This is a genomic window from Aggregatibacter kilianii (assembly GCF_003129965.1).
GTDB classification, from domain to species: domain Bacteria; phylum Pseudomonadota; class Gammaproteobacteria; order Enterobacterales; family Pasteurellaceae; genus Aggregatibacter; species Aggregatibacter kilianii_A.
Genome location: NZ_NRCJ01000005.1, coordinates 36,478 through 52,571, shown reverse-complemented (window position 1 = coordinate 52,571; position 16,094 = coordinate 36,478). Strand labels below are relative to the sequence as shown.

Here is a 16,094-nt window from a genome sequence, read left to right as displayed (position 1 = left end):
AGGAGAGAATATGACACAACAAATTTTCACCGGTTTCCCGACCCGCCGTTTGCGCCGCATGCGTAAGCAGGATTTCAGCCGTCGCCTCATGGCGGAACACAAACTGACCGTTGATGATCTGATTTATCCCGTGTTTATTATTGAAGGCGAAAATCATCGCGAAGCCGTCCCTTCCATGCCGAATGTAGAACGCTTAACCATTGACCAACTGTTAATCGAAGCGGGCTTATTGATGAAATACGGCGTGCCGGTGATTGCACTTTTCCCAGTGGTGGAGCAGGCGAAAAAATCCTTAATGGCGGAGGAAGCCTATAATCCGAACGGTTTGGTACAACGCGCGGTGAAAGCATTGAAAGCCGCTTATCCGGAACTTGGCGTATTAACCGATGTGGCGCTTGACCCTTACACCGTGCACGGACAAGACGGCATTATCGACGAAGAAGGTTATGTGCTGAACGACATCACCACCGAGGTGCTAATCAAACAAGCCCTTTCCCACGCGGAAGCAGGCGCGGATGTGGTGGCGCCGAGTGACATGATGGACGGTCGTATCGGCAGAATCCGCAATGCTTTGGAACAACACGGTTTTATTAACACCCTCATCATGGCCTACTCCGCCAAATATGCCTCCAACTATTACGGACCGTTCCGCGACGCGGTAGGCTCTTCCGGCAACTTAAAAGGCGGCGATAAGAAAACCTACCAACTGGACCCTGCCAACAGCGACGAAGGCTTGCAGGAAGTGGCGTTAGATCTGGAAGAAGGCGCCGACATGGTGATGGTGAAACCGGGCATGCCATACTTGGATTTGGTCTATCGTGTAAAACAGCAATTCGGCGTGCCGACCTTCGCCTACCAAGTCTCCGGCGAATACGCCATGCACATGGCGGCAATCCAAAACAGCTGGCTGAAAGAAAAAGAATGTATCATGGAATCCCTGCTCTGCTTCAAACGCGCCGGCGCCGACGGCATCTTCACTTACTTCGCCAAACAAGTGGCGGAATGGTTGTATTTGGAAGGGAAAAATAAGTAACTCATAAAAAATGAAAAGAAAAAGCCGAATAGTGATATTCGGCTTTTTTTGTACGGAAAGTGCGGTCGAAAATCCATGTGTTTTTTTAACCGCACTTTTGTTCTTTATTGCAACAAGGAAATATCCGCCACCTGTAAGAATAACCCTTGCAACGTGTTCAAAATAGCCAAACGGTTTTGGCGCAGGGCTGGCTCTTCCGCGTTGACCATCACGTTGTCGAAGAAGTTATCCACCGGCGTGCGGAGGTTCGCCAGTTTATCCAACACGGCAGTATATTCGCCTTGTGCGATTAACGGCTGCACTTCGGTTTGCAACGCAAGCACGGCTTCCGCCAAGGCTTTTTCTGCCGGCTCTACGCAAGCGGTTAAATTGATCTCGCCGATTGCACTATCCGCTTTCGCAAGAATATTTGCCACACGTTTGTTTGCGGCTGCCAAGGCTTCTGCAGAATCTAAAGTACGGAAGTGTGAAACCGCACGCACGCGAGCGTCGAAATCTGCCGGGCGGGTTGGGCGACGAGCCAATACGGCTTGGATTACGTCCACCGCGATGCCTTCATCTTGATACCACGCACGGAAACGACCGAGCATGAAATCTACTACCTCATTTGTTACCTCATCAACAGTTGGAACTGATGCATCTGGAGCAGTTACCCCATCTTTGCTCGTAATAATCCCCTTATAACGAGTAAATGGACTTTGTTCTGGAGAGCGACGACCAGATCCTAATAAGTGCTTATATGTTCCAATAGACTTTCTTACTAAATCATCCAAATCAAGAGGAAGGTTTTTCTCTACTATAATACGTAACGCACCCAATGCCGCACGGCGAAGGGCGAACGGGTCGGCACTGCCTTTCGGCGCTTGTCCGATACCGAAAATACCCGTTAAGGTGTCGAATTTGTCCGCCAACGCGACCGCACTTGCCACTAAAGATTTCGGCAATTCATCGCCTGCGAAACGTGGCATATATTGTTCGTTTAATGCCACAGCCACTTCTTCATCTTCGCCGTCGTGGCGGGCGTAGTGCATACCCATCACGCCTTGGGTGTCGGTGAACTCGAACACCATATTGGTCATCAAGTCACATTTTGAGAGCAAGCCTGCGCGTTTCGCTTTCGCTTCGTCTGCGCCGATTTGTTTCGCAATTTCGCCTGCTAATTGCTCAATGCGGTCGGTTTTGTCGCGTAATGTGCCGAGTTGTTGTTGGAACAACACGGTTTCTAAGCGAGGTAAGCGATCCACGAGTTTTTGTTTTAAGTCGGTTTTGAAGAAGAATTCCGCGTCCGTTAAACGTGGGCGCACCACTTTTTCATTACCTTCAATGATCGCACTTGGATCTTCAGGATTGATGTTCGATACGAAAATAAAGTGCGGTAGAAGTTTTCCGTCTTTATCATAAATCGGGAAGTATTTTTGGTCACCTTTCATGGTGTAAACCAAGGCTTCCGCCGGCACGGCTAAGAAGCGTTCTTCAAATTTCGCCGCCAATACGTTCGGATACTCCACAAGGGAAGTGACTTCTTCCAGCAGGCTCTCTTCAATGTCAGCCACGCCGCCAAGTGCGGTCGCTTTTGCCTGAGATTTTGCCAAAATTTCTGCTTTACGCTCGTTGAAATCTGCCACCACAGAACCTTTTTCACGCAACAATTGCGGATATTGATCAGCGTGTTGAATTTCAAACTCAGATTCGCCTAAGAAGCGGTGACCACGAATAGTGCGCGCGCTCGCCACGCCTAAAATTTCGCCTTCGATTAACTCATCGCCGAGCAACATGGTTACCGTGTGAACAGGGCGAATAAATTGCACAGTTTTGTCCGCCCAACGCATTGGTTTAGGGATTGGCAATTTCGCCAAAGCATTTGCCACGATATCAGTGAGCAAGTTTTTGGTCGGCTGACCTTCAATTTTCGCACGGTGAACCAGCCACTCGCCTTTGTCGGTCGCAAGGCGTTCCGCTTGATCCACGGTAATCCCACAACCACGCGCCCAGCCTTCTGCCGCTTTGGTTGGTTTGCCTTCAGCATCAAACGCTGCTGACACCGCAGGCCCACGTTTTTCAATCTCTTTGCTTGGCTGTTGTGTAGCAAGTGCCAACACTTTCACCGCCAAACGACGTGGCGCTGCAAACCATTCAATTTTGTCGAAAGATAAGCCTGCTTGGTTCAATTCCGCCTGCACGTTATCCGCAAAGGCAGTCGCTAATGTTTTCAGAGCTTTTGGCGGCAGCTCTTCCGTGCCGATTTCTACTAGGAAGTTTTGGGTTGTCATTTTGTTTCTCTTATTTAAAAATTCCGTGGATTAAATTCTTATTTTCTTCGTTTTCACCTCTGCCAAATCTCCCCTACCCCTCTTTGCTAAAGAGGGGATTGGATCGCTGCAGAGTTAAATATCAGTGTTTTACTTTAACATCGTTCAAAATGAATATGTGAATAAGTCGCAGTGATTAAAAATGTAAATGAGCCAGTTGCTATTAATTTACTAAAGAATTCCCCTCTTTAGCAAAGAGGGGTAGGGGAGATTTACTCGCTTCGCTCGCACTTCGTGCCGTTGCTAAAGCAACGTTCAAACGCAAGCGTTTGTGGCAGAAATTAATCCAACCTCATACTCAATTAACCCTTACATTCTCTAAAAATAAATAAATCTGCTCAACCACACTCTCAATTTCAAGCATCACTTCATCATTGCTAAACCGCATCACGGTAAAACCTAACGAAGCCAACTCCGCATCTCGCAATGCATCTTTTTCTTGATATTCAGGCTCATAATGTTGGCTACCGTCTAACTCAATAATCAACATCGCCTTAGCACAATAAAAATCCACAATATAATTTAAAAGTGGCTTTTGGCGATTAAACCGAAAATCTAATAATTGATCCCGATTGATTCTTTGCCAAAGTTTATTTTCCGCATCGGTTTGATTGGCTCGAAGCTTCTGAGCATTGACTTTTAAATACTTTTCATAAGGTTGCATAAGAACATTCTATCTATATCAAAGCAAACTCTAATTAAAGTGCGGTCATTTTTTAAAACGTTTTTTCCTTCTGTTTTAAATACGCCGCAACCAGTTTATCCAAAAACAGAAATAGCGCCTCGTTCATCTTCCGATAATCAAAATTGACAATTTGCTCAGCAGCTTGCACATAAGGATATTGCTCGCTTAAGCGATTTAATTGTTTTTCTATGTGCACAATATCCTGCGCTATGTTCTGCGTAAATTCCATGTGGCATTGCAAACCGTAAACTAACTCCGCATAACGCACGATTTGTCGCGGGCAACCTTCGCTATATGTCAGCACTTCTGCCTGTTCGGTGAGGTTCGGCATATCGTTATGCCAATGTCCCACCGTCAACTGCGCACCGATGTGGGCGATTTTATCATCTTTAGCGCCGGCGTCGGTCAGAAAAATCGGAAAATTGCCGATTTCTTTATTTGGGCTGTGAGAAAACCCCACGCCATAACTTGCACCAATCAGTTGCGCGCCCAAACAGACGCCCACCACCGCTTTGTCGGCGCGAATCGCCTGTTGAATTAGGCGTTGTTCCGCCTGCGGATCATAATAAGGAAATGCCGTTTCGTCTTTCTCCGGGCTTTGTGGTCCGCCTAACACAATCAGCATATCCATTTTATCGGCAGAATCCGGCAGCTTGTCACGCAGATACACATTGCTGAAAGAAATCTCATAACCGCGCTGTTGCGCCCAAATTAAATAAGCGCCCGCCTGCTCAAAACTTTCGTGTTTAATGAAATGGATATGCATGTTTTCCTCTTTTTTCGTTACCAGCGATAACCCACTTTCAAACCAAGTTGACGTTGTTTATCCAACTGTTTACCACGAGATTGGGACGCATAAGTGCCAATCTGCCAGCCGCCAAAACCGGCGTTTACACCAATTTCTTGTTGCCAATAACGGTCAAAACGTTGCATCAACGGCACTTGGTTGACTTGTACAGTCAGCTTGGAATCGGAGGCATCCACATAATTCACGCTAACCAACGGGCGGATTGTCACACCTTGCCAAGGCATAAAGGCATAATCCACCGTCACACCCGCTTGGTAAGCATTGAAATTCACGGATGGCGAATGAACATAAACGTTGTCATAACTATAGCTATCGGAAGATAGGAAATAGCGATGCACGCTCACATTCGGTTTAATCGAGAAGTTATGAATGTTTAATTTATAACCAATGCCGACACCAAAAGATGTCACATGACGTTTCATTTTGCCATCTTGCGATTCACCGCGAATTTCGCCCGCACTTATGCCATAACCGGCATCAGCCATGACATTTAATCCATTCTCAAAATCGTATTTGCCAAAAACAGACAACATCGTGAGTCTATTTTTGCTACTGATATTGTCATCAAAGGTATTATCCGCTTTCGCGTGAGAGAACAACAAGCCCATTCTGTAGCGATCATCAATATGTTGAACGCCCACTTGATTGAGGTAAGTTTTCTGTTTATACGCACGGAATTCATCGGCGTCATAGCGACGGGAAGCATTCAACGTATTCGCCCAGACCTGAGCGCGGTCATCCGATTCCAAATGTTTATTGACTTGCTCCTGCACCAATAACGCGCTGTTTACCGTTGCAGAAAGCTCAGAAAGCGCACTGTTAGAATAACGACTGATCAACTCTTTTTGTTTTGGTTGTTGATTTTTGCGTTTTTCCTCTTCTAAACGTGCTGTTTCTTCTGCTTTACGTTTTTCTTCCACTAAACGTGCGGCTTCTTCCGCTTTACGTTTTTCTTCCGCTAAACGCGCCGCTTCTTCGGCTTTACGTTTTTCTTCCTCTAAACGCGCGGCTTCTTCCGCTTTACGTTTTTCTTCCTCCAGACGAGCCGCTTCTTCTGCTTTGCGTTTTTCTTCTGCTAAACGGGCTTCTTCCTCCGCTTTACGTTTTTCTTCCGCTAAACGCGCGGTTTCTTCCGCTTTACGTTTTTCTTCCGCTAAACGCGCGGCTTCTTCGGCTTTGCGTTTTTCTTCCGCTAGACGCGCGACTTCTTCCGCTTTACGTTTCTCTTCGGCTAAACGCGCCGCTTCTTCCGCTTTGCGTTTTTCTTCCTCTAAACGAGCTGCTTCTTCCGCTTTGCGTTTTTCTTCCGCGAGACGAGCGGCTTCTTCCGCTTTACGTTTTTCTTCCGCCAGACGAGCCGCTTCTTCTGCTTTGCGTTTTTCTTCTGCTAAACGGGCTGCTTCCTCCGCTTTACGTTTTTCTTCCGCTAAACGAGCTGCTTCTTCGGCTTTACGTTTCTCTTCCGCGAGACGAGCCGCTTCTTCTGCTTTACGTTTTTCTTCTTCTAAACGAGCGGCTTCTTCCGCTTTACGTTTTTCTTCAGCGATTCGTGCAGCTTCTTCCGCTTTACGTTTTTCTTCCGCTAAACGAGCTTGTTCTGCCAATTCTTGCTCTTTTTTCGGGTTGTATAAGCGGTAGTCGTGGTTGTCATTTTTTAGCTCGTAACGGTACGCGCCCAAATCAACGGTGTTACTGCCTAAAGAAACATTCACATTGTTCGTCTGAGCCGCATTTTTAAGTGTTAGCAAGCTTAACTCTTGCAGCGTTTGTGGCTCCGAACCGGTGTTACGCACGTTTAGCACAAAATTCCCTGTTGCCAAACCGTTTACCGCCACGTGATCGCCTTTGTTTTCCTGCAAATAAGTGCGGTAATTAAAGGTGCCGTTTCCACTTAAATCGCCTTGCACGGTAAGCGTGTTAAAGGTTTGGTTGTTGGCTTGAGCGGTAAAATCCGGATTCAGCGTAATTTGGCTGTTATCAAGATTTAAATTGCCAATCGTTGTGCTACTTGGCAGCGTCCAGTTGGCGTTATCCGACAAGGAAACCTGCGTGTCTTTGCTTCCCTGAATTTGATAATCAAAACGGGTATTGATTAAATTTAATTTTGCTTGATCAGAAAGCGTAACATCGCCTTTCAACGTCGCCTTTTCTACCGTTGCCGTCGCCTGGTTATTCACCGCAAGCGTGCCGGTTTGCGTTGCGTTATGGGCTAAACGATATTGGCTTTGTGCATTTAACGCCACATTGCCCGTTACGTCAGCAAGCCCAAGCACTGACAATTTAGCGGTGTTATTAAGGGTAAAATTGCCTTTAATTTGTGTGCGTTCAATGCTGGCAAAGGCTTTGTCGGATAGGGTTTGATTGCTACAAGTGGTCAGCCCCGTCCAGTCGGAACGCTGGCAAATAAAGTTTTCTTGCTTATCGGCAACACCTAAAGTGGCACTCGCGTTGTTGCTTAACTGCCAATCGCCACGTACTTCAGAAACGTTGCGGGAAACGACCGCACTTCCGCCGTTGATGATAAATTTTTCGGCATTGAATGTTCTATTAAGCCAATCATCTTCAAAAATAACTTCGCCTTTTGGATAATCAATGGCTTTTTTATTGTTTAAATGATTATAGGCGTGTGGCGTTGGGCGACCGCTTAATACCAGCGTTCCATCCTTTTGTGTAATGTTGCCTTTTAGATTTGTGCTGCCCGAAAGCAATAATTGGCTTTCGGCATGAGTCGGTGCATAGGTTAAATTTAACTCGCCGTTATGCAATCCACTATCGGTTTCGCCAAACCAGCCGTTAAAGGCAATGGCTTTAGACTGGTTAATATCACTTTCTTTGTTAATGGTTTTGTTGCCAAGAATCGTGATATTTGCCGCTTTGTCTTTATTGTGATTGACAATGCGCGCACCCTCATCGGTGTTTTGAATGCGGTTAAAGGTTAAATCATGCCCGTTGACATCCAATCGTCCGCCACGAAAACCAAAGGAAATGTTGTCTGGATTGACTTGGTTTTCAGCAGCCAAAGTAACCGTCGGGCGACCGCTGACGATTTGCACATTGGCAAATGCCTGCTGTTTGCCGTTTGCGTCTGCCGTTTGGTTTAAAATCACCTTGCCGTCGCCCACGCTGATGTCGCCCAGATTTTCGCCGGTGCCATTGACTTCCAACGTGCCGACGCCAATTTTTGATAAGCGATCCCCTTTCGGATTTTTTACCTGCCAGTTCACAGTGCTGTCTTCGCTGATAGAAATCCCCGAGCCCAACCAAGTGTCGTTGTTATTTTTACTGCGAACGGTAAAATCGCCTTGGAAGTACAGCCCGCCGGCACCCTGATTAATACTATTTTCCAACTCAACGGTTGCGGGTTGATAACCTACAAAGGTAATATTTTTACCATGATCAACATCCGCATTGTTGGCAAGTCCCAATTTGGCAACGGTTTTGCCATTTAGGCTAAATGTGCTGTTACCATTATTTTCGTTGCGCCAAAGATAAGTATTTTTCGGATTCGCATTTTGAATAACAGTAGAAGAATCGCGTTCTAAAATTTCATAAAAATAGTCAGGGCGCACCACGCTGTAAGTATTGCCCTGCCCGCCGTTACCGAAATTTAGCACGCCATTGACAAACCATTTTTGTTTATTTGCATCATAGATAAAAATCGGTGAACCGCTGTCGCCACCATCGCCCACAATCGGCATCGGACCGTAATCATTGGCAACAAATAAATCGCCGCCCATGTCAATCCAGCTATCACGACCACCACCAATTTGTGCATTACCGCCAGTCAGATAGTTATAAGCGCGCACCAAATCCGTTAAAGAACCATCCGGATTACGAATTTTTTGAATACCGGTACCTGCACGCACGCGCATTGGATAACGGGTACGATTATTGTAAATACTACCGTGCATACCATCTTCGATCATGTCAATGGGTGCCACTTCGGTAACGAATTTATTCAGGCGCGGCTGATGATAATCCCATGGAAGTGGGTGCTCGGCTGTTGGTTTTTTGGGGTAATCATTACGGTTCACCAACTTATAACTGTAACGTTTTTGATCGGGATTGTTTCCTTCGGCGCCGTAATCCACATCGCCATAGCCGCTGTTATGCGCCACGCTGATGATATATTGATCGCCCACCAAGGTGCCGACACCGCTACGGCTCAAGACTGCCAGATCAAGCATCGGAATGTTATTTTTCATCATCAAGCCTAACGAATTGCCTGATTTATCAAAAATCTCAATATTGCTCGCCCCCACCGTAAACTTGCCTTTATTTTCGGCAAAATCACGGAAATATTGATAATCCACGTCGGAACGGACGTGTCCGGCGAAAGCGGAGGACGTAAGAACGGAGGAAATAAATAAGGTTAATAAATTCGGTTTAAAGATTGTTTTTTTCATAAAATTGGTAGGTTAATAAATTGAAATATAATGATAAAAGTGCGGTTATCTTATTCCGCAATACTGGCAATGGTTCGATAAAAATTAAAAGCGTAGTTCATGCCGTAAATCAGCACCATAATTATGGCGGCGACGGTCACCGTCAGAAAAAACAGTAGCTGTTTGGCATTGGTTGCATGCCATAGTTCTTTCAAGGTTTCAAAGCAACCTTCTGTGTCTTTTTCTTCCTGATTATGCAAAATTCGTAACGCTTTCAACGTTTTTTTGGCAAAAGAAACCAAATTGACCAACATCACGCTGGCGGCAATGAAAAAAGCGCTAGCGGAAAAAATCGCCAAAATAACATCATCCATATTCCAGCGTTCGACACGAATGTGCGGCAATGCAAATAACGCCAGTGATAAAAATAAAATCACCGGCGTTAAATTGCGTAAAAACATCAGGTAATCATCGCCAATTTTAAACAGAAATTGCCAAAAACTGATTTTCTGCTTTGGCATCATCTACGGATTTTCCAACTTTTCTTCGTTTTGATTAAACGCACTTTACGGTCTTTTGAGGCATAGCCGCCTTTCACCGCCTGTAAAATCGTGTTTTCAGGTAAACCGGCAGCGAAGATTTCTACTTGTTGTTTATCTTCGGATAAAATGCCCAATACCGCCAGCATATCGTTCGTCGGATCGTTGAACTTAATATCCGCTATATCAAATACTTGAACACATTGTTGTTTTAAAAAGGAATAACTCTGTCCCGCTGCAATCAAACAACCGTGTGCATCTTTTTGTCCGCCAATCGGTTCGTTTTGAGTGTGTGCACAGGCGCTTAAAACACCGCTAAAAATGACCGCACTTAAGACTTTTTTCATCATTTTTTAAACGTCTCTTGCAGCAAATTAAGGTCTAAAATGACACGGTCATCCTCGAGCAATAAGGCGGGAAAGCCGGCATAACCTTGTGCTTTAGCGTTATCAAAGGCGGCATGGCGATCACGCAAACGCAACCATTGTTTCAGGTTCGGAATGGAAGACAGCACTTCCACAGCCTCATATTCCACGCCTAGGCGTTTTAATTCCGCCACGAACGGCGCAGTGTCGGGGCATTGTTCGGCATAATAAAGAATCGGTTTCATCATGAACTCCACTAAAAAGTGCGGTAAAAATTCACCGCACTTTTCTGCATTACTTCTTACAACCCGGGAAACCCAAGGCTTCGCGGCTGGCGTAATAGGCTTTCGCGACGCCTTTGGTGAGGGCGCGAATACGTAAAATGTAACGTTGGCGTTCGGTGACGGAAATGGCTTTGCGCGCGTCCAACAAGTTAAAGCTGTGCGCCGCTTTTAAAATGCGCTCGTAAGCCGGCAACGGCAGCGGTTTTTCCAATGCCAATAAGGATTGCGCTTCTTTTTCGTATTGATCGAAGCAGTAGAACAAGAAATCGGTGTCGGCGTATTCAAAGTTGTAAGTGGATTGTTCCACTTCATTTTGATGGAACACGTCGCCGTAAGTGGTTTTGCCGAGCGGGCCGTCGGACCACACCAAATCATACACGCTGTCCACGCCTTGGATATACATCGCCAAGCGTTCCAAGCCGTAAGTGATTTCGCCGGTCACCGGTTTGCACTCCAAACCGCCCACTTGTTGGAAATACGTGAATTGGGTTACTTCCATGCCGTTCAGCCACACTTCCCAGCCTAAACCCCAAGCACCCAGCGTCGGGTTTTCCCAGTTGTCTTCCACGAAACGAATGTCATTTTGCGTCGGGTCGAAACCGAGCATTTTTAAGGAATCCAAATAAAGCTCTTGAATGTTGTCCGGCGACGGTTTAATCACCACTTGGAATTGATAATAATGCTGCAAGCGGTTCGGGTTTTCGCCGTAGCGACCGTCGGTCGGGCGACGGGACGGTTGCACATAAGCAAATGCCATTGGCTCCGGCCCTAACGCACGCAAAGCGGTCATCGGGTGCGATGTACCCGCGCCCACTTCCATATCAAAGGGTTGCACTACCGTACAACCTTGGTTCGCCCAGTATTCTTGTAAGGCAAGAATCATGCCCTGAAAAGTTTTTACGTTAAATGTTGTCATCATCGGTTCTATAAATTGAAGGGTTGAAAATATGCGCCATTATACTGGAAACACAAGGCGGGATAAAGGAAAGGCGGAAAAAAGTGCGGTGCAAAAAACACGTGGATTTTCAACCGCACTTTAAGAAGAATGACGCAGCAAATGCTATGCGTTGCCCGCGCGCTCGGCCAAAATCTCCCCTAAATTCGTTTCCAACCAATCCACCAACTCAAACATTTTATTGGATGCCTGCGAGCCAAACTCCGTGAGCGTGTAATCCACTTGCGGCGGCACGGTGTTATAGGATTTACGAATCAACATCCCATCCGTTTCGAGTTCCTGCAACGTTTTCGTCAGCATACGTTCGCTCACACCATCAATAGATCGGCGCAGTTCGCTAAAACGCTTCGTTCCCGAATGCAAACTCACCAACACCAACGCCCCCCAACGGCTGGTTAAATGCTGCAAAATCTGGCGGGAAGGACAGGCAGAAGCCAACACATTGCCACGATCAAAACTTTTATCCATTTTTATTTCCTTAATAAATTTATGAAAGTAACTTACTTTAACATAATTACTTCCCAAAAGTAAGAAATGAAGTTTAAGCAATAAAAAACCGCTTTTTAAAGCGATTTTATTTACTAAATTTCCTAATGGCTATGAAGAATGCCAGGTAACAACCAATTTTCCATTTTTTCTAGTGGTATGCATTTATTTCCATTTTTCAAGCCAATCTAGTCATTTCATATACAATTAAGACTTTTACAGATAATTCTCATACACAGCATTCACAGCCGCCAATCTAAGCGTTCCCAACTTATTAAGTTGCAATTCACCTTGACCTAATTGCATAATAGCTGCGAATACTTTTTCATTTAGATAATCGGAAATAATCGCTGTTTCACCATTTTCCCAATCTTCTTCATCTGTAATATACCAATCAGTTAGAGATGAAGTTTCATACAATTTCATCACATCTTCATCACCATAATTTCGAATACAATATACTTCATAAGATAAGAAACGTTCTAAACTATACCACTCGTTTGAACTTGTTTCTAAGATATTACGTTTAATATCATAAGCTATCATGTAAGCTAAATTACCTAATTGTTGGCGACCTGCAACATATTGTGCAACAGCAAAGAAAAAAGCTTCCAATTGCTCTTGTTGTGAAAATTTACGCTCGCCATTCAAGCCAATAATTTGGGCAGAAGTTCTTGCTCTTTCATGTCCTAAACTATCCGCTATTTGAAGATATTTTCGTGCCAAGCCATATTTAGGTGTAATTTGTCCTGCTCCATCGAGATAGATAAGCCCTAAATTATAAGCAGCAGAAGGGTGCTGTTCACAAATCTGTTTAAACAGTGGAATTGCTTTATCTAGATCTCCTCTTGCTAATGCATTCACACCATCATTGTAAATTATTTTTACATGATCCGGTTGAAACGAGAAAATCTGCTGAAATAATTTCTGAAACATCATTTCCTCCTAAATACCTAAACCAAGTTGAATATTTTCTTGCGTTTTTTTCTCATATAAATCAAATTGTTGTGAAAAATTCACAGGATCTTGAATAAAATCTTGCACACTCTCATTTTCATAGAGCGAAACACACAATGCTAATGTTCTTGCTTGGCAACTAAATGATTTTTGTGGATTAAATTCAATATCGCTAAAGGCATCAAAATGGTTACTAAAAAATTCATCTTTTAAATCAATATTGCGATCAGAAAATAACACATTCAGATATAACCAATCATAAAAAAGGCTTTTTGGCTCTAGCGGAAAATCTTTTTGATTAAAGGTAAATTTAATCATCTCACCACTTTCTCTTAATCGACTATCTTTTTTTGCTTCTCTCGGTGTAACGGTTAAAAGGTCACGATAAGGTCCGCCATTTACAAACACTTTGCTACTTTGAAAAAGGTTTTCGACGGGATAACCTTTAATATTCTTTAAGAAAAAAGCACTTAACTGAATTCCAATAGACTGTTCTGACTTACTTGAAGCTTCCAAAATATAGTTAAAACCTGCTTCTTTCGCTTTTTCATGCAGGCTTATAATGGAACGTCTACGCACCTCAGCACTCATTCCCATATGCCAATCAAATTCGATATTTTGTTCAATAACACCAATTCCATTTTTTTGAGGAATAAAAATAGGTCTAATTGTTTTCCCAATAGTTTTTGCCATATTTTACCTATAACACAAAAATGATTATTAAAATAATAAGAATAATAAAGACTAAGCAACCATCGCCTGATGAACTTGAATTTGAAGAATTATTTTTCTTAGGTTTATCTTTTTCTAAAAACTCATCTGCTTTATCTGCTACTTTGTATAATGCTTTATCTACACCATCTAATGTTTTATCCACAACTCGATCAAGCAAACCTAATAAATCAGCTATATCTGGTTCAGGCTTAGAATAATTTTCATCTTTTTTCTGAGTTTCTAAAACTATTTTTTCTTTTTTAGACTCTAGCTCACTTTCTAAAGAGGAATCATTCCATCTTTCAGTTTTAGAGTTCTTCCATTTATTTGTTCCAATATCGCTAATTACCGCTTGCGTATCTAAATGAGGGAATAACTCTCTAATTGATTTTCTCTCTGTACTTTCTTTAACTAATTGAGATTGTTCCTGTATAGATGGATAAAAACCTTTTGAAGGTTCCATTTGATTTAAAATTTCATAATAAGTTAAAGGAATATCCTCTTCAAAAACATGCTTAATATATTGGAGTTCTATATTTTCTAAACATTGCACTTCTGCTTGATCTGATGTTGCTTCACAATCTAATAAATAGTGAAATCGAAAAATATCTTGAGGAGCTTTACCTGATTTCTGGAAAGAAATCGGATTAGCAAACATATTTTCCAATGCATTTTCGCCTTTTAGACTTTCAACATTAATATTACGATAACTTGCAGTTGCAGCATTATGGGGATAAAAAAGACATTTCTTCCGATATAAAACTTCAGGATTAATTAATAGTAAACAAAGATCAAAACCTTGCTCTTGTTTCTTATTAAACATCCATTTATTGGGCTGACTAATAGACAAACAAATTGCATTACTATATTGATCATAACGAGAAGGATCTGTCACCTTCACTTCCCCATAAAAAAGCTGATCCCTTGTTTTTAGACCATTCTGTTTGATATTTTCTAAATTTGAGCGAGGGGTAAAATGACAAAGCCAGCGGATATTACGGCGTTCAATTACTTGACTAATCAATAATTGTTCAGCATCTAATACTAAATTCCAATTAACGCCCGAATGGTAATTAAAACTTCCCATAAATTTTAACTTTCTTTTTGTTTAGCAATATGTTTTTACTTTAGCTGTCAAGGTAAAGTAAAAGCAGTATACTGCTTTGAAAAATAAGCTAAAAAATGGAAAGTTTAGAAGTGAGTGAACATACCCAAAACCAAAATAATTAACGTCATATCATTTAATCCAATCTTCCTAATTCAACGCATTTATTCAACACCTGTAAACCAAACTCCGTGAACGTATAATCCACCAACAGATCGGCGCAGCTCGCTAAAACGTTTCGTTCCCGAATGCAAACTCACTAATACCAATGCCCCCCAACGGCTGGTTAAATGCTGCAAAATTTGGCGGGAAGGGCAGGCAGAAGCCAACACATTGCCGCGCTCAACACTTTTTCCCATTTTTATTTCCTTAAAAATCAATCGCTTAAAATTTATTTTCAAAAAATCTCAAAACTTACGTTTATGTAAGTACTTCTCAAAAGTAAGTTATGAAATATAATACGTCACATCAAGCGAACAATCAAATGTTCAACGTCAATTTAAACTTAAAGAGGAAAACATTATGTCTAACAAAACTATCGCAATCACAGGTGCAACAGGTCAATTTGGTGCTATCGCATTAGATTTATTAAAAGCGAAAAATGCCAACGTCATCGCCCTTGTGCGTTCACCGGAAAAAATCTCCGGTGTTGAAGCCCGAAAATTTGATTACTCAAAAACCGAAGGTCAAGTAGAAGCCTTACAAGGCGTGGACACCTTGATTTTAGTGTCAAGCAACGAAATCGGTCAGCGTTTCGCACAACACAACAACGTGATTGAAAGCGCGAAAAAAGCAGGCGTGAAACACATTATTTACACCAGCTTATTAGGCGCAACCAACGATAACACCGTGAAATCACTCGCCGGCGAATACGTTGAAACGGAAGCGGCATTAAAAGCCTCAGGCATCCCTTACACCATTTTACGCAACGGCTGGTACACCGAAAACTACACCGCTTCAATCCCGGCAGCACTTGCAAACAACGCATTCTATGGTTCGGCAAAAAACGGCAAAATTGCATCGGTACTGCGTGCTGAATTAGCCGAAGCAGCGGTAAACGTTGCCCTAGGCGAAGGGCATGAAAACCAAACTTACGAACTTGCAGGCTCAACCAGCTACACCTTGGCAGACTTAGCCGCTGAAATCAGCAAACAATCCGGCAAAGACATCCCGTACGTTGATATTCCCGCAGCAGACTATGCCGCAGCGTTGGTACAAGCAGGCTTAGACGAAGGTTTCGCAGGCTTAATCGCCCAATGGGACGTGGACGCGTCAAACGGTGCGTTATTCTCAGAAGACAAAACTCTTGAGAAATTGTTGGGTCGCCCGACAGCAGGGTTAGAAGTGGCGGTTAAACAGGCTCTGTAATCAACCGCTTGATCCGTGGGTATCGATGCCCACGGTTATGCATAAACATTCCCCTTTGGGGAACTTCTAACGTCCAACCCCAAAGGGGTTGAATTATGCCT

Annotated in this window: 14 protein-coding genes and 1 pseudogene; 2 read left to right on the top strand and 13 right to left on the bottom strand. The window is 43.4% G+C overall.

What is annotated here, in order from left to right:
• Positions 1-10 precede the first annotated feature (10 nt).
• Complete coding sequence (hemB, locus tag DK430_RS04665) at positions 11-1,033, top strand: porphobilinogen synthase (protein WP_109077945.1); 1,023 nt, start codon at positions 11-13, stop codon at positions 1,031-1,033.
• A gap of 104 nt (positions 1,034-1,137) precedes the next feature.
• Here the strand turns inward: hemB and glyS are convergent, their stop codons facing one another.
• From glyS to DK430_RS04595, 13 genes and pseudogenes are all read right to left on the bottom strand, one after another.
• Positions 1,138-3,303: a glycine--tRNA ligase subunit beta gene (gene glyS / locus DK430_RS04660; RefSeq protein ID WP_109077944.1), complete on the bottom strand. Its 2,166-nt coding sequence runs from the start codon at positions 3,301-3,303 to the stop codon at positions 1,138-1,140.
• Between the two features lie 337 nt (positions 3,304-3,640).
• Positions 3,641-4,006, bottom strand: coding sequence for an endonuclease domain-containing protein (locus tag DK430_RS04655; protein WP_109077943.1), 366 nt, complete (start codon positions 4,004-4,006; stop codon positions 3,641-3,643).
• A 52-nt stretch (positions 4,007-4,058) separates the two neighbouring features.
• Positions 4,059-4,793, bottom strand: coding sequence for a glutamine amidotransferase-related protein (locus DK430_RS04650; protein ID WP_109077942.1), 735 nt, complete (start codon positions 4,791-4,793; stop codon positions 4,059-4,061).
• Between the two features lie 17 nt (positions 4,794-4,810).
• Positions 4,811-9,241: a S6 family peptidase gene (locus DK430_RS04645; protein ID WP_109077941.1), complete on the bottom strand. Its 4,431-nt coding sequence runs from the start codon at positions 9,239-9,241 to the stop codon at positions 4,811-4,813.
• A 50-nt stretch (positions 9,242-9,291) separates the two neighbouring features.
• Positions 9,292-9,744, bottom strand: coding sequence for a hypothetical protein (locus tag DK430_RS04640; protein ID WP_109077940.1), 453 nt, complete (start codon positions 9,742-9,744; stop codon positions 9,292-9,294).
• Positions 9,741-10,109 (bottom strand): hypothetical protein, encoded by a 369-nt coding sequence (locus DK430_RS04635; protein WP_109077939.1) that lies wholly within the window; start codon positions 10,107-10,109, stop codon positions 9,741-9,743. Before DK430_RS04635 ends, DK430_RS04640 begins: the two co-directional genes overlap by 4 nt.
• The gene (locus DK430_RS04630; protein ID WP_109077938.1) at positions 10,106-10,369 is read right to left on the bottom strand and encodes a hypothetical protein; all 264 of its coding nucleotides are present in this window, start codon (positions 10,367-10,369) and stop codon (positions 10,106-10,108) included. Before DK430_RS04630 ends, DK430_RS04635 begins: the two co-directional genes overlap by 4 nt.
• A gap of 49 nt (positions 10,370-10,418) precedes the next feature.
• The gene (gene glyQ / locus DK430_RS04625) at positions 10,419-11,324 is read right to left on the bottom strand and encodes a glycine--tRNA ligase subunit alpha (protein WP_204352518.1); all 906 of its coding nucleotides are present in this window, start codon (positions 11,322-11,324) and stop codon (positions 10,419-10,421) included.
• A gap of 144 nt (positions 11,325-11,468) precedes the next feature.
• The gene (locus tag DK430_RS04615; protein ID WP_109077936.1) at positions 11,469-11,831 is read right to left on the bottom strand and encodes a winged helix-turn-helix transcriptional regulator; all 363 of its coding nucleotides are present in this window, start codon (positions 11,829-11,831) and stop codon (positions 11,469-11,471) included.
• 234 nt (positions 11,832-12,065) lie between these two features.
• Positions 12,066-12,788, bottom strand: a complete 723-nt coding sequence (locus tag DK430_RS04610) for an SEL1-like repeat protein (protein WP_162616805.1) — start codon at positions 12,786-12,788, stop codon at positions 12,066-12,068.
• 6 nt (positions 12,789-12,794) lie between these two features.
• Entirely contained in the window at positions 12,795-13,499 is a 705-nt protein-coding gene (locus DK430_RS04605) for a DarT1-associated NADAR antitoxin family protein (RefSeq protein ID WP_109077934.1), read from the bottom strand.
• A gap of 7 nt (positions 13,500-13,506) precedes the next feature.
• Positions 13,507-14,607, bottom strand: a complete 1,101-nt coding sequence (locus DK430_RS04600) for a DarT ssDNA thymidine ADP-ribosyltransferase family protein (RefSeq protein ID WP_109077933.1) — start codon at positions 14,605-14,607, stop codon at positions 13,507-13,509.
• Positions 14,608-14,825: 218 nt separating this feature from the next.
• Positions 14,826-14,984, bottom strand: a pseudogene (locus tag DK430_RS04595) (winged helix-turn-helix transcriptional regulator); the annotation flags it as partial.
• 163 nt (positions 14,985-15,147) lie between these two features.
• On the opposite strand from DK430_RS04595, the gene DK430_RS04590 reads away from it, so the two are divergent.
• Positions 15,148-15,993: an SDR family oxidoreductase gene (locus DK430_RS04590; protein WP_109077932.1), complete on the top strand. Its 846-nt coding sequence runs from the start codon at positions 15,148-15,150 to the stop codon at positions 15,991-15,993.
• The last annotated feature ends 101 nt before the right edge of the window (positions 15,994-16,094 follow it).